Source organism: Ketobacter sp. (genome assembly GCF_003671495.1).
Taxonomy (GTDB): Bacteria; Pseudomonadota; Gammaproteobacteria; order Pseudomonadales; family Ketobacteraceae; genus Ketobacter.
In genome coordinates this window covers 27,268-53,950 of record NZ_RCHN01000027.1, presented here as the reverse complement: position 1 = coordinate 53,950, position 26,683 = coordinate 27,268, and the positions used below count along the sequence as shown (strand labels likewise).

Sequence of the window (26,683 nt, the reverse complement as noted above, 5' to 3'; positions counted from 1 at the left end):
CCTGTTGACCGCTTCTCGGCGGAATTCTTCGGTATAAGCTTGCGTTTTCTTACGTGCCATTTCGACATCTCCATAGGGGTTGGTCTAACTATAAAGGATGTCTACTAATTGTGGGTAACACGGGAAGCTAACGCCTGCATCACAGGAGACAACGGAGCAGAACCAATTGTGGTAAAGTGCACGAAGTGCACCACAATTGGTGGCGCGTAGTTGGCTTCCTGTGCATGCAATTGTTATAACTTAACCAATGCGCCACGCTTTTATGACTGGCTCTATATTCCATTCGAAAAATGCCTCCAAAGCCAAAACCCAATGCTTAGACTTATCTTCATTTACGTTAAATAGGAGCAATCTCAAATTTGGATCGTCAGCCAAATCAGACATAGCCACGACATCATTTCTAGAATTATCAGAAATATGCTGAAGCGCTCTCTTCTTTGAATTAGATTGACTTTTACCGACCAACACAACCTCATACTCTGGATGCCAATACACGTAGATACCTGGGCGATTGCTCCTGGGATCTACAGTGCTATTTGCCTCCGCGACTGAAAGCTGCAAAACCTCAAAGCACTCAGCTATCACCCCAAATTCTGATTTGAATTTTTCAATTACTTCATCAATTCTCATCAGCTCCCCCTAGTTATAACGCCTTGGTCACGGGACCAACGTAGTGGAACAAACATGTGGTAAAGTGAGCGTAGCGAACCACATGTTTGTGGAGCGTAGTTGGTTCCCGTGCACCAATTTGTTAGCTGCCAACCGCACTGGATTTTATTTCAATACGCTTTTGTACCAACCACGCGATAATAATGCCATTGAAATATGCAAACAAAAGTAGCCCAATTTTATTAAGCAAGATGGTCATTAGTTGGCCGGCGTGTGTCTCCGCCGTTGCAATACTTATCTTTGCATTCATGATATTAAGAAATGCCCACCATAGAGCTTCAGCAGCTGTATTTAACCCTACATTAGATTCTCTTTCGAAGTGCAGGATTAAACTTGCACATACTGTATACGATAGGAATGTAACCAATAGAACCACAAAGCTTAGGCTTTGAATCTTACTACTCTGCACATTTTCATATATCGCTTTTATAGAACGAAGGGAACGTAAAAATCGAACTATTCGGATAACTTTGGATAAGCGTCCCCATCTGAGTGAATCAAGAACAGGAATTGATGAAATTAAGTCGATCCAGCCCCATTTCAAATACTTTAGCTTGCTCTCAGCAGTAATCAGATTCAGAAAAAAATCAAATAGAAAAAACATACATATTGCAAGATCTACATACTGCAATACCTTTTTGATCTCATCATCCTGAACAATGAACATCTCTAAGGTTAATGCGCTCAATACATAAACTGACAACGCAAGCATAAATAATTGATATATTGCACTCCCTTTTTCTTTCATGATTACAGGATCTCAAACAAGCTAACGCCTGCATCACAGGAGACAACGGAGCAGAGCCAATTGTGGTAAAGTGCGCGAAGCGCACCACAATTGGTGGCGCGTAGTTGGCTTCCTGTGCATGCAATTGTTATGCATTTGGATCTTGCAACAGGTGGAAAACTGCAAACTTATTTGAGTCCAAATCCCTAAAATATGCACCATAGTATAGTCCATCGTACCTTGGCCCAGGATCACCTTCATTTATCGCGCCTAGAGATAAAGCAAGATCATGAACCCTTTCAACGTCCTCAATGCTGGGAACCGTGAACGCAAGCATTGTACCATTGCCTACACTCGCCAACTCACCATTAAATGGTACTGAAATTGCCAGTTTTGCTGCCCCATCACCAAAAGAGTAAAAAACAGCCCTATCGGTTTTTACGTGTTTCCTTCCATTAAGGCTCGGAAGCAATTTGTCGAAAAATCCTTCCGCCCTTCCAAGATCATTAGTTCCAAACGTCGTGTGTGAAATCATGCTTCTTCCCTGATTTTAATTTCAATCTAGTGTTCTTGATTGACACCTGATATCGCATAACAACTTAGTGAACCGAACCTTTCGAGATATCCAAGCCCCGATCCCCTAACCAATTGTTTTAAATAACTTATTAAACAGTATAGGTTATAAATTAATCTGGCAAAAGCTGAACCTTTCGAGATACCCAGGCCTGCAAATGCCGGAACCTTCGTGATATCCAAGCACCAAATCACGGAACCCACGGTATATCCCGGAAGCAAATACCGGAAGTTCCGGTACATCCAACTTATGGTCTTTCTTTGTGCAGCCCCTGTCTACTGTATGTATTTACACTTTGTGGCGCTATTTGAGGATTGCCGTATGCAGTACAAGTCCCCATTTTTGAATGAGGTGCAGAGGGTGCTTCGTGTCCGTGGCTACGCCTACCAAACGGAAAAGACCTACATTTATTGGATTCGCTACTACATTAAGTTTAATCATGATCAACACCCGAAAGTGATGGCTGAGTCGGAGGTGGAACGCTTCCTTTCCTATTTGGCGGTGAGCCGCAATGTGGCGGTTAATACGCAAAATCAGGCCTTTAATGCGTTGATCTTTTTATATCGCCATGTGCTGAATAAACCGTTAGTGGGGTTAGATGCCTGTCGGGCGAAACGCGTACGCAAATTACCTGCTGTGTTGAATCGGCCCGAGATGAAAGCCTTGCTGTATAACCTGCAAGGTCACAACCGTCTGTTGGCATCGCTCATGTACGGCGTTGGGCTACGCGTGAGTGAAGCGCTGCGGATTCGAGTGAAGGATCTGGATTTCCATGATGCACGTTTGCACATTCATCAGGGCAAAGGCAGTAAAGATCGTGTGGTTCCCTTGCATCCCGCCTTGATCCTACCACTGCAACGGCATCTCAGTATGGTGAAGCAATTACACGACACGGACCTTGCTGCTGGCTATGGTGAGGTTCATCTTCCGAATGCCTTGGAGAGAAAATACCCTAAAGCTGCTGGTGCCTGGGCCTGGCAGTACGTGTTTCCTTCCCAAAAGCTGAGCGCTGATCCCCGCAGCGATAAAATTCGTCGCCACCATCTGCACCCCAGCACCATTCAATCGGCGATTAAGACGGTGGCCCTGCCAACTCACAAACAGGTAATGCCACGTGAAAACCCGGAGCTAAATGCTTTTCTCGGTTCGTTTGGGCCTTAGCGTTTCAAATTGGTTGAAGATTCTCGTCGCCCGCACCAAACCCACCAAAAAAATCCCGGCGCCAGGGCCGGGATTCATTGCCAGGGATTATGCCTGCCGCGATTTATCCATCAGGGCTTTTCAAACTCAAAGTTACCTGCCACCAATTGGCCGTTGGGCATCTCTGCGTTGAAGTTGCCTTTCATCCACACTTTGGAATCTTCGGTGATGGTGATGGAGCCGTTGCGCAGATTCATCTCGGAGCGATTGATGCGGGATTTGAGGGCATCGGATTTCATGAAGATCTGAATGCCGCCTTCGGCCATGTCGCGGTTCACGTCATAGGTGCCTTTGCCGATGCTGCCCATGCGGCTGATTTCCAGAATCAGGGGCTTGCCGTTCAGAATGGTGGTGGCCGAGATGCGTTCCTGAGTGGCTTGCCCCAGGATGCGGGCGTTGTCGGACTGGATGCAGATGTTGGAGCTGGCGATGCTGCCTAGATCGCCGCCGCTGACGGCAAGGGAGCCCATGTCGAACACGGCTTTGGTGGACATCTTGGTAGCGGCGCTGTCGCCCAGGCTGCCGTTGGCGTTGATGCTGTCATTGGTGGCCACGGTGGCTTCGCCCACGGGCATGCCGCTCAGGGTGTTGCCGTCCCGGCTCAGGGTCACGCCCTGACGCTCGGCGCAGGCTACCATGTTCACTTCGTCCCCGTTGTCGGTGAGGGTGTAGGTGATGCCCGCTTCAGCGTTCAGGCCGGTCTGGCTGGTTTCAAAGTTCAAGCGCCAGAGCCCGGTGAGGTTGGCGCTATTGGACGTGGCGCGTTGGGTTTCAGCTTGTTCCCCGCCGCAACCGGTCAGCAATAGGGAGGGTAACAGCATGGCAGCAGCAACAGTTTTATAGCGCATCATAGAGTTTATACCTTTCTAAATGGGGCTTTGGTTTTTGTCGTTTTTATCGCTCGTCCCTGATTCAGCGGGTGTCGTCTCAGGCACGTAATGGCTTGGGGGCCCAGTGGTGCGCCCGCACTTATTATTACGATGACATCAATTAAACCGAATTTGGTCCAAATCATCACCGTACAAAGGTATGGGCGCGGCAGGATTGGGTGCGAAAAAGGGGCCCGCAGGCCCCTTCCTCAATGCCAGGATGCCATATCCCGTGGTTTACAGGGTTAGCACATACTGCACCAGACGGTCCACTTCGGCGCTGGAGTCGGCGCACCAGGGGTGGGGCGAGGCGGGCATCCCGATGGGGCTGGGGGTGCCCATTTCATCCGGGCCGTATTCGCTGCGGAATTTCTGGTAATCCCAGTAGTAGTGCTCGCTGTCCCAGGGGACTTCCACAAAGTATTTGTGGCGCTCGATAAAGCGGTTGCGCTGCTCGGCGGTATCCCCGGCGCTGGTGGATTGGGATTTGGGCACCCGGAACACGTCCCCCTTGCGGTTGGTGGCGGGATAGGGCTCGGGGAAGTCGGGGCCTCCCAGCGCCGGCACCACCGGTGGATGCAGGGTGTAGTACTGGTTGTAGAGGTCACTGCCGCTGGTACAGCGATCCGGATGCACCAGGTCTTCCAGGTTACGCACATGGCCGTCGGTGAGCAGGCCCCGGTGCTGCACCCAGTACATGTTGCGCAGGAAGCCCACCCGGATACTCTGTGTTTCCTGCTGATACAGGGAGGGCACAAAGAAGTGGCCCACCTGGTTCAGGGGCAGCATGTTCTCGTCGGTGTGGGCGCCCAGGTTGTCCTGGTGGCAGCTGCCGCAGGCGCTGTCAAAGCTGGTCTTGCCCTGATTGACCGCGGCCACTACGCCGGGGTACGACTGCCAGCCGTTCTGCACGAACTCGCCTTCCCCCAGGTCTGCCGAGCCGGTTTGTTCCGCCAGTTTGCCGTTGTACTTGAGCCAGCGGTACAGGCCCACGTTGCGCAGGTCGTCGTCGTGCTGATCCAGTACCGTCATGTAGGCGGTCAGTGCCTGCAGGGGGTAGCGATACATGCTGCCGGTGGCGCCGTCCGGTTCCTCCGCGTGGATGTAGGAGCCTTCGAAGCCCACGTAGGATTCGGTGTGGGAGAGGGAGCGGCGGATGCTCATGTAGTGGGTCACGTTGGGGATGGTGTGGGGTGAAAACTGGTAGTCGTTGTCGGTATGACTGCCTTCGCCGTTGACCCGAATCATGTTGTGCTCACCGGTGCCCTGGGGCAGGTAATAGAGCAGCATGCTTTTGTCGATCTTGGCGGCGCCGGGGGCCCAGCTGGGGCCTTCCTCGCTGGTGACGATGCCGTCAAAGGTGGAGGTGGTTTCCGCGTTCTTGTCCCCCAGAATGGCCCATTTTACGGTCCACTCCGGATTGGGCAGGCCCGGGAATACCTTGGTCACCGTGGTGTTGGGGGTGTTCTCGTAGCTGATGCGGTAACCGTGGCAGGAGGCGCAGTTGAACCCGATCCACGAACCACGCCCGGTATACGGGTGGCTGCCCTGGGCGTAGCGGTAGCCGGCCCAGCCGGAGTCGGTGGTGTTGCCTTTTTTGAGCTGGGGTTCGATGGTCAGAAAACCCGGAATCGGACTGGGCTGTGGGTACGGGTCAAAATAGACGTCGTCGATGGCGGCACTGGGCACCTCACCGGCCAGGGTGGGGTAGGCGCCGAACAGTTTGGCCGGGTCTGCCACTTCGTGGGTGATGGGGTCTTTGGTCTGGTAGTTGAAGATCTTCTTCCAGTTCAGGTTGCGTATGGCGTGGGCCAGCCCGATGTTGTAATCGTAGGACCAGAAGATCTCCTCGCCGTAGTTCACCAGGGCCTGGAACTCGGGGTTGACGATGCTCACCTCGATGGGGGCGGTGGCCTGGCTGTGGCTGAGCTGGGACACCACGTCGCAATTGTGCTCAAAATCCTCATCGGTGATGCGGCTGGTGAGGGCGTCGATCACGTTGAACGGTTGCCCCGGGTTGGTGAGGGATTCGTTATAGCCGGTGCGCTTCTGGATCTGCACAATCAATGGGCCTGTACTGACGTGATCCGGCACCGTGAACTGGATCTGGTCCGGTTGCCAGGCCAGGATGTCTTTGGGCCAGCTGTCCAGCAGGTCGTCCACTTCGTAGTTCACCTGGTTGGCGATATCCAGCTTCTGCTTGAACATCACCAGGTCGGTTTCCAGCACGCGGGTGTTGCCCAGCATGATCTTGGTAAAGTCGGTGTCCGGACCATTGCCCAGTCCGGTGCCGGTGAGGGTCACCACGTCGCCCGGTTGCAGGCTGGGGGCAGGGGAGCCGCTGCCGGCCTCCCACACCAGGCTGCCATTTACCGCCAGGCGGGTGATGACCGGCGCGGGAAAGCTGGCCGCAGAGGCCGCCCGTGCGTTCTCGCGCACGGTGTCGAAGCTGCAAATGCCATCGGATTCAGGAAAGTCGCCGGCCGGTTGGCAGGCGCAGAGCAGTAGCGCCGCCGGTGCCAGTCCCAGCAGGCCAGATCGGATTGTCATCGTGGTGTTCCTCATTCTTGTCATTATTCGGGGGTTTGCACCTGAAGTCGTGTTGTACCATAGTACCTGCTACAGAGCACTGACCGACGGTACTAGATTGGCTGAAACGGCTACGCAGGTAACCCCCCATAGGAGGGGGAATGGTCGGTCACGCCGGGCGTTGGCGCCGGGGTATAATAGGCACTGATATAAAAATCGAACAATAACAATAAATTAGAATAAAACCAGAAACAGATAAGGTGTACAGCCTATGTCCCAGCACGGTAGTGGACCAACCGCGGCGGGCCGCAGTGTCCTGGCCAGTAATCATTTGGTGCGGCCCCAGCTCATCGACCTGGTGAACCGGGCCGAGGATTATCCCCTCACCGTGTTGCTGGCCCCCGCCGGGTCCGGCAAGTCCACGCTGCTGCGGCAGTGGCTGCGCTCCGGGCGCCAATCGTCCCGCTTTGCGGTGCTGAACCTGGAACCTGCCCACAATGCCCCGGCGCCCTTTTTTGCCGCCCTGATCAAGGCCATCAAGCAGAGCTGCAAGCACTTCGACGCCTATTACCTGAACCAGATCAACGATCGCGTGGCCTTTTCCGTGGAGGCGGTGACGGAATCCCTGGTGCTGGGGCTGGAGCGACTGCAGGAGCCGTTGTTTGTGGTGCTCGATGACTACCAGCAAATCCAGGATGAGAACATCCACCACACGTTGTCCCAGGTGATTTTCAGTCTGCCGCCCCACATCCATTTTGTGGTGGCCTCCCGCAATCATCCGCCGCTGCAGTTGAGCAAACTGAAACTGGAGGACAGCCTGCTCAGCATCGACGCCAATGACTTGAAATGGGATATGGATTCCCTGCAAAGCTGGTTCTGTTCGGTGGGGTTGGATACCGGGGACACGTCCTTCATGCGTGCGTTGCTGGACTGGACCGAGGGTTGGGTGGCCGGTATCAAACTGTTGGCGCTGTCCCTCAAGGGCGGTTGTTCCGGGCAGACCGATCACATGGCGCGGGAAAGCAAGAGCCCCGAGGTGCTGCAGTACTTTGCCGACTCGGTGTTGCAGCAGCAACCGGACCACATTCGTAATTTCCTTATCAAAAGCGCCTGCCTGGAAACCCTGGACGCGGCTCTGTGCAACGATGTGTTGCAGATTGGGGATGCCCAGCGCTGCATCGACTACCTGCTGGAAAATCACGTCTTTCTACACCCGCTGGACGGGCAGGGGGAGGTGTACCGTTATCATTCCATTTTTCGTGAGTTCCTGTTACACCGCTTGAAAGCGGATTTCCCGCAGGAAATGGATTCCCTGATCCGGCGCGCCGCGTCCACCCGTTTGCAGCGACGGGAATGGGAGCCGGCGTTGCAGTTGCTGGCCGACATCAATGATGGCGAGGCGTTGGAAAGTGCCATCGTCCGTTGCAGTGACGAGTGGATCAAAAGCGGTGAATTCACCCGCCTGATCGAGTGGATCAACCGGCTGCCGGAAGAACGCATGATCAATCAGAGTGAGCTGGTGTATCCGCTCATCACAGCGCTGATTTTTTATCGGCGTTTCAATCAGGCTAACTACTACATCGAACTGGTGCAGGAACTCAACCGGCGTGGAGAGATGCAGGGGCGCTATGCGCACGACGATTCGTTGCCGTTCCTGCTGAATGTGTTGGAGCTGTTCCACAGCGATACGGATTTTCGCCACAATGATATTTACCGGCTGCCCAACCAGAAAAATGTGCAGCACCATGTGCGCCTGTTCTACAGTCCCATGCGGGCGTACTACCATCTGTTGAACGCGGATTTTGCCACCGCCGTGGCGGAGGCCCATCGTGCCCGCGACATTCTGCGCATCTCCGGCCAGAATTTTTTGCGCAGTTTTGCCGATCAGGTGCTGGTGCTGGCGGAGCGGGCCCAGGGCAATATGATGGTGGCAGTGCAATTGGCGGAAGAGGCGTTCCGTTCTGTCAGCGATCGGCCGTACACCCTGGAGTGGGTGAATCTGGCGACGCCGGTTGCCTTGATCCGTTATGAGCAGAATCGTCTGGAGGAAGCGGAAAAGCTGCTGCGGGAAGTGGTGCCCCTGGTGTCCAGTGCCTGTGCCACGGAAGTGATTACCGCCAGCTATTGTGCGCTGGCCCGGCTGGCGTTTATTCGCGGCAACGATGTGGAAGCCCGGCGCTTGCTGAATTATTTATCCCGCGTGCTGGTGCATGGGGATTACGAACGCTTCAACACCCAGTTGTGCCTGGAGTGGACGCTGTACGCCCGCACCCACGGCGATCTGGAAACCATTTACCGGGTACAGCAGGAGTATCAACTGGAAGCCAAACAGAAAGCCGGCTACTGGAGCGAGGATTGCGGATTCGATGAAGGTCGTGACCGGCTGGGGATTTCCCGGGTGATTTTTTTGTCCATGCTGAAAAAATTTGACGCCGCCGAGCGACTGGTGAATCAATTGATCCACACCGCTGAACAATACGGCTGCGTACCCCGGGTGGTGGTGGGGCGCATGAACCGGGCGGTGATTTATGCGCATCAGGGGCGGCAGGAGGAGGCCCTGCAGGAAGTGCGCGCCAGCCTCAAATACGGTGGCCTGGCCTGCTTCAACCGCACCGTGTTTGATGAGGCGCCGGGCAGTGCCGCGTTGTTGATGCAGGCGGTGCAGAGCAATGTGTTGCAGCCACTGCCGGAGTTGTATCGCCTGATGTTCCAGGATCTGCTGCAACATGATGACCAGCAGCAGATGCATCGCTTTGTGGTGGAGCCGCTCACCGACAAAGAGAAGGAAGTGCTGAACCTGTTGCAGTCCGGACTGCGCAACAAGGATGTGGCGGCCCGTGCCAACATCTCCCTCACCACCACCAAGTGGCATCTCAAAAATGTCTACGCCAAGTTAAACGTCAGTAACCGTACCGAAGCCGTGGCCAAAGCCCGGGAGATGAATCTGTTATAGGCGGAATCGTCTATAGACGCGCTGGAGATCGAATCGGCGACTTGCTATGCTCTAGGGTTCGATTTTCTGACTGATACGCGATCATGAGCATCCCATTGGAGTTTGATGAGGAAACTGCCCTGGCAGCGGCGGCGGCCCTGCAGCAGGTGTTGGAGCAGCGCACTCACAAGCGTAAATATCTGGGGCAGGTGTATACGGTGCCCGGTAAGCTGGGTGAGGCCCTGAATTTGCCCACCATTGTCTCCCGTTTGCGGAGCAAGGTGGCGCGGCGGCGTCAGGCCGGGTTAGAGGAGTTCGAGGAGTTGTGGGCGACGCTGTCGGTGGCGACTCAGCATAAAGTGCTGGATGCCATCCAATGGTACGATCCGGAACAATTGAATTGGGATGACAAGCGCTCCAACCGGCGCCCGGCACCTGCCCGTAAAACGGAAGAGGGTCAGGACTGATCCGGTGCTGATGGTTTCACGTTCTGCATCACCTGTTCGATCTCCTGGTCGGAGGCGCGCAAGGGGCCGCGCCGACGCAGAAAATCCCGGGTAATGTGCACGTGGGCGACGAATTTACGGCACTTCGCACAGACGAACAAATGCAGCCGGAACAGCAGACGTCGCCACCAGCTGAGGTTCTGGTCGAGGTAGTCACTGGCTTCGTGTGCCACGTCTCTGCAATTCAGCATTCGCCGGTTTCCTGATAACGATCAATTACTTGCATTAGCTTCATGCGGGCGCGGTGGAGCAGCACCCTCACATAGGACTCGGTGACTTCAAGAATATTACAGATTTCCGCCAGCGCCTGCTGTTCGATGTCCCGCAGGATGAAGACGGCCCGCTGCTGAGGCGGCAGAATCGATACTGTGTGATCAATGCATTTCTGCAGGTGTTTCTCTTCCAGCAGCTGGTCCGGCGAATCCAGGTGCCAGTCCGGCGGCGGCACTTTCCAGTGGCCACCAAAGCGATAAAAGCGATCCGGGCCCAGGTAATCCCCGCTGCCTTCCGGGTTGAAATCCTCCAGGGCCACGAGGCGCTTTTCCTTGCGCAGGCGGGATTTGGCCTCGTTGCTGACGATGGTGAACAGCCAGGTCTTGACCGAGGAGCGGCCCTCGAATTTGGGCAGGTTGCGATAGGCTGACACCCAGGCCTCCTGCACGACTTCCTCCGCCAGGCTGTCCCCCACGATGGCCCGGGCCACGGACACCATGGGGCGATGCAACTGGCTGACCAGCGCTTCGAAGGCCTGGTGATCCTGTTGCCGCAGGCGTTCCTGATCAATGCTGTCGATGGAATCCGTCATGTCCTTCCCGGAGCACGCTTACTGAAATGATTGTGAGCGGAATCATACACATGGGTGCGGAACGAGGCAAAGCGGAAATGGTTGTGCGGGTCGAACACACGCCGGGTTCCCCAACCCGACGTGTGCGATCCCAAAGTACAGCAAGAGTCGGCTGTAAAGAGGGTGTGAAATGGAATCACTGTGTTTATCAAAGCAAGTGTGATGCCAAGATCAAAACCTGCGAAAATCCCGAAAAACCGGTTTTTCTGAGCCATCAGAACCCTTTATCTGCTTCAAGTTAACGCCGGTTGCACCTTGTTGCTTTAGTTTGGTGCAAAATTTACTGAGTCATGTAATGGCTGCGAATCCAGGTTTGCTGAATCACCCAGGCGTCCACACTGGCCCGATGACGGTGCTGGTCACTGCAGGCCAGCACTTCATCGTGGACTTCATCCCACACGGTGAACTGGTCCTCGGTCATGATCAGTTCGATGGGAGAAAGCTGGAAGGTGGGCTCAATGTTGACGGCAAAGAACAACGTCATCAGCCAGGGATGATCCACCACCCAGCCGTCGCTGTAGATCTGCTTGCCGTGCAACCGGCGGTTCAGTTCCAGTGCCACTTCCCTTGGATCGCGGCCCCGTTGCAATAGTTCCGCCCGACTGATGCCGTGGGCGGCCTCGGCGGAGTCACTCCAATGGGTCCAGCTGGGAAAGGGTTTGATCAGGCTGCAATAGCGGGTCTGGGCGTCAGCGGCAAAGCCCACCTCGATGGGGTAACTGCCGTTGCCAAAGCCGGAGGCTTCAATATCAAGCACAATGGGCGGGTGTTCCCCATCATAAATCCGTTTCATGTTGCTCGGTGAATCCTGTTTTATTATTGTGCTGCAGCACTGCTCAAGCGCAAGATGGCGCGATGTGTTTGCGGCGACGTAACCCAGGATAAAAAACCCAGGATAAAACCCCAGGGTAGATCGCTAAGGGTATATAACTAAAAATAGCCTAAGCACATTAAATGCCATAATAATTTTTGAATATAGGGAATAAGGTATGTGGATGCAGAGTAAATGGATTCTGGTTCTGATGGCCCTGTGTTGGGCACTGCCGCTCAGGGCAGAGGTGAAATGCTTTCCGGAGCGGATCAAATCCCTGGAAGTGGCCAAAGGCGGTGACCTGTTTTATGCCACGGTGTCCGGCGTGCGGCGCAAGCTCACCCATATGTCGCAGTACGAAGCCACTGCCATGTTGAACATCCTGCGGGATTCCATGGGCACCGACCACATCATCCAGGTGATCTATCCGGATGGCTACGACTGTAAAAAGCCGGATCTCAGTGTGCCGGCGGAGCGACTGAAGATGCAAGTGCCGGCGGTACGCTGAACAGGTTGTTTTGGGTTGTTTTTGGGCAAGTTCCAGCCATGGGGTTTGCACAGCAGCGGATGCTGGACCACTCTCATTAATAACCATCGTGTGCTTTGAGGTGCCCCTTGAACATCCCTGTGAAATACCCCTCCACCGCCCGTGCCTGGGTGACCGTGGCGATTCTCATGCTGGCCTATGTGCTGTCCTTCATCGATCGTCAGATTCTTAACCTGCTGGTGGGCCCCATCCGCCGGGATCTGGCGATATCCGATACCCAGATGAGCCTGCTGATGGGGTTCTCCTTCGCGTTGTTCTATACCCTGTGCGGCATTCCATTGGGGCGCATGGCAGATCGTCGCAGCCGCCGCGGGCTGATTGCCGCCGGGGTGCTGGTGTGGAGTGCCATGACCGCGGCCTGTGGCCTGGCCAAACACTATTGGCACTTCCTTTTTGCCCGGGTGGGGGTGGGCGCCGGCGAGGCGGCCCTGTCCCCGGCGGCCTATTCCCTGATTGCCGACAGCTTTCCCCCCCATCAGCGGGCCACCGCCATCAGTGTGTACTCCATGGGGATTTATGTGGGGTCGGGCATGGCCTTTCTGCTGGGTGGACTGGTGATTCATTTTGCGTCTGCCCGGGGGGATATGGTGTTACCGGTCATAGGCACCATTCGCCCCTGGCAATCGATCTTCCTCATGCTGGGGGCGGCGGGCGTCATGTTCTGCCTGGTGCTGCTGCTATTGAAGGAACCCCAACGGCAGGGTGCCGGGGCCGGGGTGGATGTGTCCTTCGGTGAAGTGATGGCCTACATCCGCAAGAACCGCAAAACCGTGCTGCTGCACAACCTGAGCTTTGCCTGCGTGGCGTTCTGCGCCTATGGGGCCGCGTCCTGGGTGCCGGCCTTTTTCATGCGGACCCATAGCCTGGATGCCTCGGAAGTGGGCTACATCTATGGCCTGCTGATTGGGATTTTTGGGTCCCTGGGCATCATCGTCGGTGGTCGCCTGTCGGACTGGCTCACCGGCCGTGGCTACCAGGATGCCCCGATGCGGGTGGGCCTGATTGCCTGTGCCCTGGCGTTGCCTTCCTTCGCCTGTTACGCGGTGGACGACCTGCGGGTGGCCATTGTGGGCGTGGGCGTGGGGTGTTTTACCCTGGCCATGCCGTTCGGGGTGGCGCCGGCGGCGATTCAGGAGATCATGCCCAACCCCATGCGCGGCCAGGCGTCCGCCATGTACCTGTTCGTGGTCACCATCATCGGATTGGGGGTGGGCCCCACGGCGGTGGCGCTGCTGACGGACTATGTGTTCCGCGATGACCAGGCCCTGCGTTATTCCCTGCTGATCATCAGTGTGCTGGCCACTGTGGTGGCGATCCTGCTGCTCGTCGCTTCCCTGCGCCCTTATCGGGAAAGTGTGGCCCGGGTGCGGGAGTGGGGTGCGGCCACGGTTTAGGCTGTACGCTATCTGACAATGTGATCCCGGGTGTCGGCTTTGGGTCGGCACCTGCCCGCCAAACGCTGTTTTCTAACTAATAAAATCAACTGGTTAGTGTTGGTGCGTGGCTTGCAAATGTCATCGCTTGCTATTGGTATGGGTCTCTGTTGAGAGACCGGGAGCAGGCCGGACATGTTCATACACCTTCGCAACTTCCCCCCGTTGGACCCTTCCGTGGCTCTGGATGAGTGGCTGGGGCGTTGGGTGGCGGCCCAATCCCTGTCTGCTTCGGATCTGGACTGCGCCACCACCGTCATGCTCAAAATCCTGGACGGCAAGTGCAAGATGAAACCCCTGGAAAAGGCGGTAATGACGGCGCTGTACGATCAAGTGAAGCATCGCGCCGGTGAGCAAATGGGGGCGGACCTGCACGCTATGATCGCGCAATACCGCGGTGAGTTGAGTGCGGCGGATACAGAACGGGTCTATGAGCTGCGGGTGCTGGCGGAAACCCGGATTTCGCGGCCGGTGATGAAGGCGTTCAAGGCCCACATTCGAGAGCAGGGTCTGTTCCGGTTGCCCCCGGATCTGCTGCAGTGGCTGGCGCAAGACGCTGCCGAAGGATGTTGAACAGCATGCCTTGCTCAGGAACCTAAATACGCTTACGAGGACCATCATGCAGATAAAAGATCTGTTTGACGATCTGCCGCTCAGCACCGGGGTGGCGGACATTCAGCTGCAGAAACTGTTGCGGGAACCACTGGATATTTGCAACGACTGGCAACGTACGGAAAACCTGTTGCTGGAAGCACATCAGCGGATGCCGGACAAACTGGAAGTGTTGGTGGCGTTGTACAAGATGTACGCTTATTCCAACCGCTTTGATGAATCCCTGCAACGGATCAACCAGGTGCTGGTGATGAGCGCGTTGCAGGCAGGGTTTGCGGTGGACTGGCGGGTACAGGAGCCGGGGCCGGACTGGTTGAACCTGAGTGGCGCCCGTCGGCTTTATGTGTACAGCATGAAGGCCACGGGTTTTGTGCAGTTGCGCAAGGGCAATGTGGAGCAGGCCATGGCGGTGTTGTTGAAACTGCAGGCGTTGGACCCAGGGGATCAGGTGGGGGGCAGCGTGGTGTTGGAAATGGCTCAGCGTCTGGTGGAAGCGGATGCGGACTGAGGGTGGTCAGCGAACGTGACCCGGTTGCGCCCGCTGCTTTTCGACTCATACAGGGCGTGATCACTGGTGGAAAGTAAATCCGTGGCGGACACTGCGGCGTTGGGTATCCGCGCCGCAACCCCCAGGCTGGCCGTAACACTCAACGGGCCGGAGTCGGTTTCCAGAACAGTTTCAGACAACGAGGTGCGAATGCTTTCCGCCAGCAGCATAGCGGACTCAGCCGGAGTATCGAACAACACCATTACAAACTCTTCACCGCCGTAGCGGCAGATGATGTCTTTTGGCCGCGTGACGCGATTACGCAGCGCCTCGGCCACCGCCACCAGGCATTGGTCACCGGTGAGGTGTCCGTAGGTGTCGTTGATGGATTTGAAATGGTCGATGTCCAGCATGATAACGCTGATCCACTTGCCCTTGGATTGCGCCTCCCGCCACAGCTCCGGATAGGCATCGTTGAAGAAACGGCGATTACGCACTTTGGTGAGACCATCATTGATGGACAGCTCCATCAGCTTGCGGTTTTGAATTTCAAGTTCACCTAAAATCCGGGTGATGTCCTGGGTGCGTTCTTCCACCTGTTGTTCCAGTTCCTCTTTGGCGGCGGTTTCCGTTCTCAGCAATTGTTCCTGGGTCAGGCGCAACGTCCGTTCCTGTTTCACCAGCTCCATTTGGGTCTGCAGGCGCATGCGGCGCTCGGCGGTGACACGGTCGGCAATGGTGATGGAAAACAGTATGGCCTCCAGCGTGGCACCCACCTGCCAGGCATTGTCGGTAAATCCGTTGCTGGGCAGAACGTTCCATAACTTGAGGCAGAAGATGGTGGCACCGGTGATGCCGGAGGACCAGGACAACAGGAACAACATGGCGCTGCGATCACCGGCAATGGCGCATTGTACGCAGCTGTACATGATGCCGGTGCCCACGATCATGCACAGCACTGTGGACACGGCCGAGCCAATCACATGGGGCACCAGCAGGCATTGCAGTGTGCTGATGATGGCAATCACCAGCAGGGCCTGAGAGCGCCGGTAGAGTTGCGGATACTTCTCCTGAAATTTGAGAAACGAGCGAAAGAACAATACCGACATGATCACCGCAAAGTTCACCATGAATATGATGCCGGTGCGGTTCCAGAACAGGCTTTCCATATTGAACAGGCTGGCGGGCACCCCTTCCAGCATGGTGATGGTGAACACGTGATGGGAAAGCAGGAAGCCGAAATAATACAGCATCTCCAACTCCCTCAGTTTGATCAGCATAAACAGCGCGAAGCACAGGTTCGCCAGAATCAGTCCGCTGAACAGGGTGATGCCGATGGTGTCGGTGACCATGACGCGCTGGAAGTCGGCCCGCGGCATCAGGGTGGCGGCGGTGGAGATGGCATCCTCACTTTTCAGGGCCAGGTAGAACGTCTGGCTGCTGTGGGCGGGAAGGGTGATTTCAAAATGAAAAAAGCGCGTGGGAATGGGGCTCTGGTTGTGCTCGCTCAGGTAGCGCCGTCCACTGTACTGGGCGCTGAATCCGTTGCCCTCCTCACGATAGAGCACCACGTCATCCAGCAGAAAATAATTCATGTACAGGACCCGATACGCGGGTGTCGGCTCTGGGTTGTACAGTTGGAAGCGCAACCATACCCTTGCCTTGGTGAAACCCAGGCTCAGGGTTTCCTGTTCCACCGGTTGCAGCAGCGGCACGTCACGGATTGCCTCCACCGTCAATGCTTCGGATTCATCCACGTACAGCTCTGCCCGGGGCATCAGTTCGATGGGGCCCGTATCCGGCGTGAGTGTAATGGTGCCGGCCTGTATTACGGTTGCTAGCAGTAGGCCGAGGCACGTCAACAGTAAACGCTGTAGCAGCATGAAATGGAGTCGACCTGGTTAGGGGTAGCTGAATATTCATTGTAGACCGTCTTTTCTGTGTGCCACCGCTGTCGGCGGATTGTTAACTTTGTTAGGATCATCAGAGTGAACGGTTGGGTGTGGGAATACCTTAATGAAATCATACGATTGCAAAATGGCCTGGCGTCTGCCGGGGTGGGTCGCCTGGGGCGTGCTGTGCCTGGGCTGGGCCGGACTGTTGCGCGCAGAGCCGGTGGCGGTTACACCCGCGCCGGCCCCCGAGGCAGCGCAGCAGGCTGAATTCAGCCAGTGCGTGGCGCAGCTGCAACAACGGGCCCTGGCAGAGGCCATCGATCCCCGGGTGGTGGAAACCCAGTTGGGGGCGGTGTCCTATGTGGCCCGGGTCATCGAACTGGACCGGCGCCAGCCGGAATTCACCGAGACCTTCCATAACTATCTGGGGCAGCGGGTGAACGAACAGCGGATCGAAACCGGTCGCCGCCTGCTGAAGCAACACTACGACCTGTTGCTGCCCCTGACCCGCCAATACGGCATCCCGCCGCAGTACCTGGTGGCGTTCTGGGGCCTGGAGACCAATTTCGGTTCTTATCTGGGCAAGATGAACGTGCTGGATTCCCTCACCACCCTGGCCTGCGATCCCCGCCGCAGTGAATTCTTCACCCAGGAACTGATGGAAGCCCTGCGCCTGGTGGAAGCCGGGGTGGCGGATCACGGCACCATGCTCGGGTCCTGGGCCGGTGCCATGGGCAATATGCAGTTCATGCCCAGTGCCTATCGGCGCTTTGCCCTGGACGCGGATGGTGACAACAAGGCGGACCTGTGGAACAGTCTGCCGGATGCCTTCACCTCGGCGGCCCATTTCCTCAACCAGCTGGGCTGGGAGCGGAACCTGCGCTGGGGGCGCGAAGTGCGCCTACCGCCGGGCTTCGATTACGCCCTGGCCGGGCGCGATGTGCACAAGCCCCTGTCGGAATGGCGTCGTTTGGGGATCACCGATGTGGCGGGCAACCGCCTGCCGGACCTGCCGCTGACGGCGTCGGTTATTGTGCCCAGTGGTCACCGGGGGCCGGCGTTCGTGGTCTACCGCAACTTTGACGTGATCATGGGCTGGAACCGCTCCGAGTACTATGCGTTGGCGGTTGGCCATCTGGCAGACCGCATCAACGGCGGTGGCGAGCTGAGCGTGACCCCGCCCAACGATGAACGCCTCACCCTGGCCACGGTCCAATGGGTACAGGGAGCGCTCACCCAGGCCGGCTATGATGTGGGGCCGGTAGACGGTATCTTCGGCACTCGCACCAAGCGGGCCCTGCGGGACCTGCAGAAATCCCGGGGCTGGGTGGCGGACGGTTACCTGTCGGATGAGACCCTGGAGCAATTGCGTGCGGTACTGCCCGCGGAGCCCACACCCACTCGATCGGGAGAACAACCTTGAAGAATGCATGGATTGCACTGCTGTGCCTGTTAAGTGGATTGAGCGCCGCCCCCTCCCTCTGGGCGGAGACCCGGACCATCGGCGGAGTATCGCTGCGCGGTGATTTTATCCAGGGAGGCATGGTGGTGGGCCAGGTCCCGGATCAGGCCAGGGTGCGTTATGGTGGCCGCCAACTCACCCTCACCGAACAGGGCGAGTTTGTGTTGGGCTTCGGTCGTGATGAACCCCTGGAGCACAGCCTGCAGGTGACGCTGGCCGACGGTCGCCAGCAGACCCTGGCTTTCAGCATTGAAAAACGGGAATACAACCTGCAACGGGTGGAAGGGGTGCCGGCCCGCACCGTGAACCCGGACCCCAGCCACCTGAAGCGGATTCAGGAAGAGGCCGGTCAGGTCAAGCAGGCGCGGGATACCGAGAGTGATCTGCACGGGTTTCTACAGCAATTTACCTGGCCGGTGCAGGGCCCCATCAGCGGCGTTTATGGCAGCCAGCGCTTCTACAATGGCGAGCCCCGCCGCCCCCATTACGGTGTCGACATCGCCGTACCCCAGGGCACCGAGATCCTGGCCCCGGCCGATGGGGTGGTCACCCTGGCTCACGAGGATATGTTCTTTTCCGGTGGCACAATGGTCATTGATCACGGCCACGGTATCAGCACCAGCTATCTGCACATGAGCAAGCTGCTGGTGACGCCCGGCACCGCGGTCACCCAAGGTCAGGTGATCGGGCTGGTGGGGGCCACCGGCCGTGCCACCGGTCCGCACCTGTGCTGGCGCCTGAACTGGTATCAGGAGCGCCTGGACCCGCAACTGTTGATTCCGGAATCCTGAACCGCTCCTGCTCCATTGTGGCCTGGGGATGAACGCTCAGCGAATCCAGCCCTTGAGCCGCTCGGCGTCCTGGATCTGCAGATAGGCGGTATCCGGGGTGCCGGCCTCCAGGGTGAGCTGGAACTGCATCAACTCATCGCGCCGAAAACCCACTATGTCCACCTGATCCCCCGCCTCATAGCGGGCCAGCAGTTTTTCCAGATTGCCGTTGTCCAGCCGGATGCGGTTGAGGGCAATCAGGGTATCCCCGGCGGAAATGCCGGCCCGGTGGGCACTGGACCCGTTCAGCACCCGCTGGACCTTGGCACCCCCGTTGTCCGCTGTGGTGAGCAGGCCCAGTTCCAGTCGCGTTTGCTCGCCGGAGGCCGGCTTCCCGCCGCCGTCGCTGGCGGAGGTGGCGGGGCGGGTATGAAAGCGAACCCCCACTGCATCGAACAGGGCGGCAAAATCAAAGTCGTCAGTGCCGTAGATGGCGTTGTCCAGATACTGGTCCAGCGCCGCCAGCGCGTCAGCACCCTGCGGGGCCAGGGATGCCCGACACAGATTCTGGATATCGAATTCCGCCACCGGGGTGTGAGTCCGGCCGTGCCGTTGCCACAGTTGCACCATGATGTGATCCAGGTTGACCGCCCCCTGGCTCAGTCGGCGCAGGGTCAGATCCAGTCCCAGGGCAATCAGGGCGCCTTTGGTGTAATAGCTGACGATGGCATTGGCCGCATTCTCATCCTGTTTGTAGAACTTGGTCCAGGTGTCGAAGCTGGAGTCGGCGGTGGACTGCACCGTACGGCCCGGGTTGCGCAGGATACGGGTGATGGTTTTGCCCACCAGCTCCAGATAGTCTTCAGCGGAAATCAAACCGGTGCGCACCAGGGTGAGATCATCGTAATAGGAGGTGATGCCTTCAAAGGCCCACAACAGCGGCGTGTGATTCTCCCGGCTCAGGTCGTAGGGAATATCCGGCTGGATGCGTTTGACGTTCCAGCTGTGAAAATATTCGTGGCTGCATAATCCCAGAAAGGTTTTGTAGCCGTCGCTGACCTTGCCCCTCTCGTTACGGCAGGGCAGGTCATCCCGGTTGCAGATCAGGCTGGTGGAGGCGCGGTGTTCCAGTCCGCCATAGCCGTTGCCCACCGCCCAGGTGATGAATACATAACGATCGAACGGCGCTGTTCCACCGAACAGGTTGATCTGGTACTCGCAAATGATTTTCAGGTCATCTGCCAGTCGTTCAAGGTCCGCGTTATGCAAACCAGTGAGCGCAAAATCATGGGGCACGCCACAGGCTTCGAAGCTCACCAGGCTGAAGTCGGCGATCTCCACCGGGTGATCAATCAGGTCACTGTAATTCTCGGCCCGATAACGGCCAAAACCATACTGCTCGGCACCGGCCGTAGGCAGTGACGTGCCTACCCGCCAATGGCGTGCTTCGGGAATGGTGGCGTTGTGAATGTCCACCGTGCAGGGAGTGTCGGCGTAGCCTTCCAGCTCCAGGAACACGCTGGTGCCGTTGAAGTAGGCGTGATTCTGATCCAGGTGGGCTGCGCGCACTGACATATCCCAGGCGTACACCTGATAATGGATCGACAGCGGGGCATCACAGGCCGGCAGGCTCCAGGTCTGCTTATCCACTTTGGTCAGCGTGACCCGTTGGCCATCACACTCCCCGTGAAGCGTCACGATGTTTTTGGCAAAGTCGCGGATCATATAGCTGCCGGGAATCCAGCTGGGCAAACGCAGGCGCTGCCCGGCGGCCACGGCAAAGGGAATGTCCAGTTGTACTGCAAATACATGGGCATAGGGATCAATGGGGGTGATACTGTAGTGCAATTCGCAAGCGTGATTCATGGCGGCCCGTAAAATTCAGGTGGGTGTCAGGGTTGTGAAGGTGACCGATATTCTGGCGCGGCAGGGTTTAATTTTCCATAACCGGTTAGCTATGACAAATGCTTCCTGCCTGAGACGCTTAGGTTACAGAATCACAACAGGCTATCAAAGCAACACGTTCGTTCCAAACTATAATGATGGATAGATCATTTCACAGGTACTGTTTCGTGTTTAAATTCTGGAGTGCGTGCTGCTGCGGGTTGTTGCTGCTGTTGGCCTGCAGCGTTTCCCATGGCGCGGCGCGCGCTGATATTCTGGATCTGGCGGCATCCGATGCCATCCGGGTGCAGCCTGGTGATGTGCGCTTCTGGGTACAGCCGGAATCAACCGAGATCAGCGACCCACGGCAGCTGCCGACGGAGGGCTGGTCCGGCCTGCAAAAAACCGCCATCAATGTGGGCAAGAGCGCTACCCCGGTATGGTTTCGCTTTACGGTGGAGAACCGGAGTGACAAAGCGCTGCAACGCACTCTGGAAATACGCTGGATCAATCTGGGTGTGCTCGACCTGTTTGTGATGGGCCAGGATGAAGCCAATGTGCGCAAGGTGGCGTCCGGTTTGAACACGCCGCGCACCGACGCCTCAGACAACAATACCAGCTGGCTGTTTTCCCTGTCACTGGCGCCGGGGGAGCAACAGCAGATTTATCTGCGCGCCGGTTCCCGTTTCAATATTTTTCTACCCATGTACATCTGGCAGCAGGATGCACTGGATCAGCATCAGCAGCAGCGTTATGTCTGGTACGGTCTGGCCTTTGGTGTGCTCATCGCATTGATGTTGTTCAACCTGTCACTGTATGTGTTCACCCGCGATCACAGTTATCTGTATTACTGTTTCTATGCCCTTTCCATCATGGTGTACGAATGCGGTCTCACCGGGGTGGGTGACTATTTGTTGTGGGGGCACACTCAGTGGTTGCGGCTGAATGGGTTTGCGCTGTCGATCTATGTCAGCTTCTTTGCTGCGGCCCTGTTCATGCGACACTTTCTGGAACTCAAACACTATGGCGGCTGGATGCTGCATTGCAATACGTTCTTCATACTGTATTGGGCGTGTTCCGCGCTGGTATTGCTGGTGGGGAATGATTTCCTGGTACGGATTAATGAGCTGTGCGCGTTGCTGTCCTGTGTGGTGGCGTTGGCCACCTCCATCGTGCTGTGGATCAAGGGCAATGTGTCGGCCCGCTATTTCACGATCGCCTGGGGTGGGTTGATTACCCTGACCATGATGGCGGTGTTGATGATGGAAGGCGCTTTACCCTATTCGATGATCACTGAAAACGGCCAGTTGATCGGTTTTGTGGCGGAAATGCTGCTGCTTTCCTTTGCGTTGGCAGAGCGCATTAACCGCGAACGCAGCCAACGGGAACTGGCGCAAACCCGAGCCCTTGATCTGCAGTTGCTGATGAACCGGGAGCGGGAGGAAAAACTGCAGGCCCAGGAGGCGATGCTGCAACTGCAACAGCAAACCAACGAGGCACTGGAGGAGCGGGTGGTGGAGCGCACCCAGGAGTTGGAGCGCACCATGACCAACCTGGAAATTGCCAACCGGGAACTGGCCAAGTTGAGCGTCACCGACCCGCTCACCAAAGTCCATAACCGGCGTTATTTTGATGCCACCCTGAGCCGTGAGATTGAGCGTTCCACCCGTACCGGACAGCCCCTGTCCCTGGTGCTGGTGGACATTGATCATTTCAAACAATTCAACGATCGCTATGGCCATCTGGTGGGCGACGACTGTTTACGCCTGGTGGCGGCCACCCTCAAAGAAGTCGCCAGCCGCAGCACGGATCTGGTGGCGCGCTATGGTGGCGAGGAATTTGCCATTGTGTTGCCGGACACCGCCGCAGCAGAAGCCTATTCGGTGGCGGAGCGCGTTCGCAACCAAATCAGCGAGCTGAAGTTCATTTTCAAAGGCGAGCGTATTCCTATCAGCGCCAGCCTGGGTGTGGTGGGGCAGACCCTGCAGCCGGGTGCCAAAGCCGATGACTTGATTGAAGCCGCCGACAAAGCCCTCTATGAGGCCAAGAACCGCGGGCGAAACTGTTCGGTGGCGGCGTCTTCCCTGGCGTCCTGAATCAGGCGATCTTTTGCAGCGGGCGGGGTGGACGTTCCGGCGCCTGAGGCGGCACGGTAATATTGCGGGACAGGTAGCGGTGAATACGCTGGTTCAGTCCGCTCATGCCGGGGATGTGGTAATGGACGAAGGTGGCCCCCCGGTTGGCCGTAATGTAAAACTGGGCCCGTCGGCGCCAACCCGGTGGCTGGGTGATATTGAGTGCGTTCGCCCTGGCGTCGCCCAGACAAATGCGGCTGAAACTCTGCAGCAACTCATTGGGAATATTCAACAGGCCCTGTTCGCCGATGCAGCGCAGCGTGGTGTGGGCCAGCAGTTCGTGTTCCCTGGCAACGCGTTTCTGGCGTTGGCTCAGTTGCCGATACAGCGCCCGTTCTTCATGGGGGCCGGCGGTGATCAACGCTTCATCCAGTCCGTACAACCAACTGCAGTAGCGCCAGAAATGATGAATGGCGCGTCTGTCATCCTGATCCAGTTGAATGCCCAGGCGCTCCATGCCCTGGGTGGCCAGATACCCGTATTCCAGCATATCGAAAGCCAGGTCCAGTTGTGACAGGGGAGCGCATTTGTAGTGCTCCGGCCAGCCCCGTGTGGTCAGGCTTTTGCGGATCATGGCGTTGGACAGGCGCAGCTCTGCCAGGGCGCGATAGCCGGGCTTGCCGCTACGCAGGCTGTCGGTTTGATTGAGGCTGTGAATCAGGTAATTGGCTTCGTGGATGCGACGAATGACTTCGTGATGCAGATGACCCCGGGTCACCAGGGCCACCGCGGCGCGATTCTGGCAATAGCCTTCCAGCAGGCTGCCGGAAAAGATGGCGATACTGCGGGCATGATGGAAGGCGCTTTGCAGGCGGCGGGCGTGTTCAATCTGCTCCCAATCCAACCAGCCGGGATGGGTGTTGAGCTGGTCGATGAATTCCTGGTAAACGCTGATTTCGGTTTTGGCCAGGTACACCACCTCGTCCATCATGTGGGACGGTCGGCGGCGATCAATGCGCAGGGCCACGGCATCGGCCAGTGGGTCACCCCGATTGGCCAGGCGTTTGAAGGAGAAATCACTCATCGCATTCTCGCGCGCTTGGGAGAACATCTGATGCCCCGATGGTTACTGGTTTATTGTTATTGTCAGCCAACTACATTACACAACCCGGTACACAACCGCAATCGGTCACGCAACAATCAGTTCTCCTGCTTACCCATGGCCCGTTTGGTGCGGGTGGTGGCGGGGACGGCAGCGGGGTCTTCCGGCCAGAAATGCTTGGGGTAGCGGCCACGCATCTCCTTGGCCACCTCGGTATAGGAGCCGGACCAGAAGGCCACCAGGTCGCGGGTGATCTGGATCGGGCGCCGGGCCGGCGACAGCAGCTCCAGGGTCAGGGGCGTGCCGTCCGGCAGGGTGGGGTGCTGCTGCAGTCCATAGCACTCCTGCAACCGCACCCGCAGGGTGGGCGTGCGGTTACTGTAATCAATGGGATGAGTGCCGGTGGCCAGGGTCCAGTGGGTGGGGGCCCGTGCGTCCAGTTCGGGCAGCCGCTCCCAGCCCAGACGGTTTTTCAGGGCGTCCAAAAGGGGCAGCTGCTCCAGCTCGGCGAAGCTGCTGCGTTGTTCCAGGAACGGCTCCAGCCACTGGTCAGCGCTCAGGCTCAGGGCCTCGGGGCTGAAATCCGGCCAGGACTCTCCGGGTCGGCTGGCCAGCCAGAGCAGGCGCTCACAGAACTGGCGGCACCCCTGGGTCCAGGGCAGGGGGGTAAGCTGCGCCTCCCGCAGTGCCTGCAGCAACAGTGTCTGGGTCTGGGCCTGAGTATGGGGTGGCCAGGGTTTGGGCAGGGGGTGCTGCTGCAACACCAGGCGGCCCAGGCGTAACTGCTGCTGGGCCACCACCGCCTGCCGCGAGGGCTCCCAGAACAGGGCCGCAGTGGTCTCCAGTAATGCCGGCAGAGCCTGCTTGATGTCCTCCAGGGACAGGGGACAGGCCAGTTCCACCCGGGCCTCGGTGGCGCTGCCGCCGGCTTCCAGAATCACCAGAAAACGCTGCCCCGCCAGGGGGTCGTGGGGGTGCAGCTGCACGCCCTTGCCGTTGCTCATCAGGTAGCGCTGGGCATGCCCGCTGCGCTGCTGCGCGATGCGGTCCGGGAAGGCCTTGGCCAGCGCCTGGGCCAGGCTTGGGGTCTGGGTCTGGGTCTGGGGCTGGGGCTGGGGCTGGGTCTCAGCCCGGGTGACCGGCGCCGGGGGCAGCCTTTGCTGGATCTGTTTGACCAGGGCATGGATGCGTGGGTGGCGGCTGGATTCCAGGTGGGCCAGGCGCAGCAGGATATCGGCCCGCACCGAATCCTGGCCCTGGCGCTGTCCCTGCAATAGAGGGTCGCCCTCATTGAGGATGGCGGCGCAGCGGATGGCGTCCGCCAGCACCGGGCTGCCCTGGCAATTCAGCACCAGGGCGGCCAGGCGCGGCGGCAGTCCCAGCTGCCCCAGGCGACGACCAAACTCGGTGATGGCGTCGTCCTCCCGCAGCGCGCCCAGTTGGCGCAGGGATGCCCGCGCCCGCTGCAGGCGGTCCGCCGGTGGGTGATCCAGCAGGGTCAGGTCCGCCGGGTTGGGCACGCCCCATTGGGCCAGCTCCAGGGCAATGGGCTGCAGGTCCGTGGTGAGCAATTCCGGGTCGCTGAAGGGCTTGAGGGAGGCCTGTTGGCTTTCGCCCCACAGCCGATAGCAAACGCCGGGTTGGGTGCGGCCGGCCCGGCCCCGGCGTTGTTCTGCCGAGGCTGCCGAGACCCTCTCCGTATGCAGTCCATTGAGCCCGCGGCGTTCGTCATAGCGGGCCACCCGCACCTGCCCACTGTCGATGACCACCCGCACATCCTCAATGGTGATACTGGTTTCCGCCACATTGGTAGCCAGTACAATCTTGCGCTGGCCGGCTGGGGCCGGTGTCAGGGCGGCCTGCTGTTGCGCCCGGGGCAGGCTGGCATGCAGGGGCAGCACCACCACCTGGTCCGGCAACGATGCTTGCTCCAGCCGCCGCTGCAGGGCCCGGATTTCCCCCATGCCCGGCAGGAACACCAACAGGCTGCCCTGTTCGGTGCGCAGGGCTTCTTCAATCACGGCGGCAATGGCTTGCTCGGGGTAACGATCCCGTGGCAGGGGGCGGTAATGCGTGGTGACCGGGTGGGAACGGCCCTGGGACTGGATCAGCGGCGCATCCAGCCAGCGGCTGAGGCGCTCACCGTCCAGCGTGGCGGACATCACCATCAGTCGCAGTGCCTGGTCGCTGTCCCGCAGTTGTTGGGCTTCCAGGGCGAAGGCCAGCCCCAGGTCCAGGTTGGCCGAGCGCTCGTGAAACTCATCGAACAGCACCATGGCGATGCCGTTCAGTTCCGGGTCCCGTTGAATCTGGGCCAGGAAAATACCATCGGTGACCACTTCGATCCGGTTGTGTCCACTGACGCAACGATCATAGCGGGTGCGGTAGCCCACAGTCTGGCCCGGCGTTTCCCCCAGCTGTTGTGCCAGGCGGTGGGCCGCACTGTACACCGCCAGGCGGCGGGGCTGGATCAACAGGATCTTGCCCTTCAGCCAGGGGCACGCCAACAGCGCCAGTGGCACCCGGGTGGTTTTGCCGGCACCGGGGGGCGCCTGCAGCACCACCGCACGGTGGGCTTCACTGGCCTGCAGCAACTCCGGCAGTACCTGTTCAATGGGCAGCTCAAGCGGATTTTCAAACACGCAGAGTATCCGAATATAAATGAGGCCCAAGTTTAGAGGCCACTCACAAAACTGTACAGCGCACACGTTTGCACGGGAGCCGGCTAGCGGTATGATCCCAACAGAGCCGCAGC

At 58.0% G+C, this 26,683-nt stretch carries 22 protein-coding genes; 10 read left to right on the top strand and 12 right to left on the bottom strand.

What is annotated here, in order from left to right; translation table 11 throughout:
• Positions 1–240 precede the first annotated feature (240 nt).
• The 3 genes from D9N14_RS13870 to D9N14_RS13860 all read right to left on the bottom strand — a co-directional run bounded on the left by D9N14_RS13870 (position 241) and on the right by D9N14_RS13860 (position 1,931).
• Positions 241–630, bottom strand: a complete 390-nt coding sequence (locus D9N14_RS13870) for a hypothetical protein (protein ID WP_290580670.1) — start codon at positions 628–630, stop codon at positions 241–243.
• A 121-nt stretch (positions 631–751) separates the two neighbouring features.
• Positions 752–1,417 (bottom strand): ion transporter, encoded by a 666-nt coding sequence (locus D9N14_RS13865; RefSeq protein ID WP_290580668.1) that lies wholly within the window; start codon positions 1,415–1,417, stop codon positions 752–754.
• Between the two features lie 127 nt (positions 1,418–1,544).
• The gene (locus D9N14_RS13860) at positions 1,545–1,931 is read right to left on the bottom strand and encodes a VOC family protein (protein WP_290580666.1); all 387 of its coding nucleotides are present in this window, start codon (positions 1,929–1,931) and stop codon (positions 1,545–1,547) included.
• A gap of 360 nt (positions 1,932–2,291) precedes the next feature.
• On the opposite strand from D9N14_RS13860, the gene D9N14_RS13855 reads away from it, so the two are divergent.
• Entirely contained in the window at positions 2,292–3,131 is an 840-nt protein-coding gene (locus tag D9N14_RS13855) for an integron integrase (RefSeq protein WP_290580664.1), read from the top strand.
• A 110-nt stretch (positions 3,132–3,241) separates the two neighbouring features.
• On the opposite strand, the gene D9N14_RS13850 is transcribed toward D9N14_RS13855, so the two are convergent.
• The gene (locus tag D9N14_RS13850; RefSeq protein WP_290580662.1) at positions 3,242–4,021 is read right to left on the bottom strand and encodes a hypothetical protein; all 780 of its coding nucleotides are present in this window, start codon (positions 4,019–4,021) and stop codon (positions 3,242–3,244) included.
• A 255-nt stretch (positions 4,022–4,276) separates the two neighbouring features.
• The gene (locus tag D9N14_RS13845; RefSeq protein WP_290580660.1) at positions 4,277–6,589 is read right to left on the bottom strand and encodes a hypothetical protein; all 2,313 of its coding nucleotides are present in this window, start codon (positions 6,587–6,589) and stop codon (positions 4,277–4,279) included.
• A gap of 250 nt (positions 6,590–6,839) precedes the next feature.
• On the opposite strand from D9N14_RS13845, the gene D9N14_RS13840 reads away from it, so the two are divergent.
• Complete coding sequence (locus D9N14_RS13840; RefSeq protein ID WP_290580658.1) at positions 6,840–9,521, top strand: LuxR C-terminal-related transcriptional regulator; 2,682 nt, start codon at positions 6,840–6,842, stop codon at positions 9,519–9,521.
• Between the two features lie 83 nt (positions 9,522–9,604).
• The gene (locus tag D9N14_RS13835) at positions 9,605–9,967 is read left to right on the top strand and encodes a hypothetical protein (protein WP_290580656.1); all 363 of its coding nucleotides are present in this window, start codon (positions 9,605–9,607) and stop codon (positions 9,965–9,967) included.
• On the opposite strand, the gene D9N14_RS13830 is transcribed toward D9N14_RS13835, so the two are convergent.
• The 3 genes from D9N14_RS13830 to D9N14_RS13820 all read right to left on the bottom strand — a co-directional run bounded on the left by D9N14_RS13830 (position 9,958) and on the right by D9N14_RS13820 (position 11,643).
• Complete coding sequence (locus D9N14_RS13830) at positions 9,958–10,197, bottom strand: zf-HC2 domain-containing protein (protein WP_290580654.1); 240 nt, start codon at positions 10,195–10,197, stop codon at positions 9,958–9,960. The genes D9N14_RS13835 and D9N14_RS13830 overlap by 10 nt on opposite strands.
• Positions 10,191–10,811: an RNA polymerase sigma factor gene (locus D9N14_RS13825; RefSeq protein ID WP_290580652.1), complete on the bottom strand. Its 621-nt coding sequence runs from the start codon at positions 10,809–10,811 to the stop codon at positions 10,191–10,193. Before D9N14_RS13825 ends, D9N14_RS13830 begins: the two co-directional genes overlap by 7 nt.
• A 319-nt stretch (positions 10,812–11,130) precedes the next feature.
• A complete protein-coding gene (locus D9N14_RS13820; protein WP_290580650.1) occupies positions 11,131–11,643 on the bottom strand; it encodes a hypothetical protein in 513 nt (170 codons plus the stop codon).
• A gap of 196 nt (positions 11,644–11,839) precedes the next feature.
• Here D9N14_RS13820 and D9N14_RS13815 point away from each other — a divergent pair, with 196 nt between their 5' ends.
• From D9N14_RS13815 to D9N14_RS13800, 4 genes are all read left to right on the top strand, one after another.
• Positions 11,840–12,169, top strand: a complete 330-nt coding sequence (locus tag D9N14_RS13815) for a hypothetical protein (RefSeq protein ID WP_290580648.1) — start codon at positions 11,840–11,842, stop codon at positions 12,167–12,169.
• 167 nt (positions 12,170–12,336) lie between these two features.
• Positions 12,337–13,602 (top strand): spinster family MFS transporter, encoded by a 1,266-nt coding sequence (locus D9N14_RS13810; RefSeq protein WP_317622625.1) that lies wholly within the window; start codon positions 12,337–12,339, stop codon positions 13,600–13,602.
• 174 nt (positions 13,603–13,776) lie between these two features.
• Positions 13,777–14,214, top strand: a complete 438-nt coding sequence (locus D9N14_RS13805) for a hypothetical protein (RefSeq protein WP_290580644.1) — start codon at positions 13,777–13,779, stop codon at positions 14,212–14,214.
• Positions 14,215–14,260: 46 nt separating this feature from the next.
• A complete protein-coding gene (locus tag D9N14_RS13800; protein ID WP_290580642.1) occupies positions 14,261–14,761 on the top strand; it encodes a hypothetical protein in 501 nt (166 codons plus the stop codon).
• Here D9N14_RS13800 and D9N14_RS13795 read toward each other — a convergent pair.
• Positions 14,731–16,623 (bottom strand): diguanylate cyclase, encoded by a 1,893-nt coding sequence (locus D9N14_RS13795; RefSeq protein WP_290580640.1) that lies wholly within the window; start codon positions 16,621–16,623, stop codon positions 14,731–14,733. The genes D9N14_RS13800 and D9N14_RS13795 overlap by 31 nt on opposite strands.
• A gap of 133 nt (positions 16,624–16,756) precedes the next feature.
• On the opposite strand from D9N14_RS13795, the gene D9N14_RS13790 reads away from it, so the two are divergent.
• Complete coding sequence (locus D9N14_RS13790) at positions 16,757–18,058, top strand: lytic murein transglycosylase (protein ID WP_290580638.1); 1,302 nt, start codon at positions 16,757–16,759, stop codon at positions 18,056–18,058.
• Complete coding sequence (locus D9N14_RS13785) at positions 18,055–18,888, top strand: M23 family metallopeptidase (RefSeq protein WP_290580636.1); 834 nt, start codon at positions 18,055–18,057, stop codon at positions 18,886–18,888. The genes D9N14_RS13790 and D9N14_RS13785 overlap by 4 nt, the downstream gene beginning before the upstream one ends.
• A 36-nt stretch (positions 18,889–18,924) precedes the next feature.
• Here the strand turns inward: D9N14_RS13785 and D9N14_RS13780 are convergent, their stop codons facing one another.
• Positions 18,925–20,733, bottom strand: coding sequence for a M61 family metallopeptidase (locus D9N14_RS13780; protein ID WP_290580634.1), 1,809 nt, complete (start codon positions 20,731–20,733; stop codon positions 18,925–18,927).
• Positions 20,734–20,939: 206 nt separating this feature from the next.
• Between D9N14_RS13780 and D9N14_RS13775 the strand changes: the two genes are divergently transcribed.
• The gene (locus D9N14_RS13775; RefSeq protein ID WP_290580632.1) at positions 20,940–22,847 is read left to right on the top strand and encodes a diguanylate cyclase; all 1,908 of its coding nucleotides are present in this window, start codon (positions 20,940–20,942) and stop codon (positions 22,845–22,847) included.
• 1 nt (position 22,848) lies between these two features.
• On the opposite strand, the gene D9N14_RS13770 is transcribed toward D9N14_RS13775, so the two are convergent.
• On the bottom strand, positions 22,849–23,910 hold the full coding sequence (locus D9N14_RS13770; RefSeq protein WP_290580630.1) for an oxygenase MpaB family protein: 1,062 nt from the start codon (positions 23,908–23,910) through the stop codon (positions 22,849–22,851).
• A 116-nt stretch (positions 23,911–24,026) separates the two neighbouring features.
• Positions 24,027–26,570, bottom strand: a complete 2,544-nt coding sequence (hrpB, locus tag D9N14_RS13765; RefSeq protein WP_290580628.1) for an ATP-dependent helicase HrpB — start codon at positions 26,568–26,570, stop codon at positions 24,027–24,029.
• Positions 26,571–26,683 lie beyond the last annotated feature (113 nt).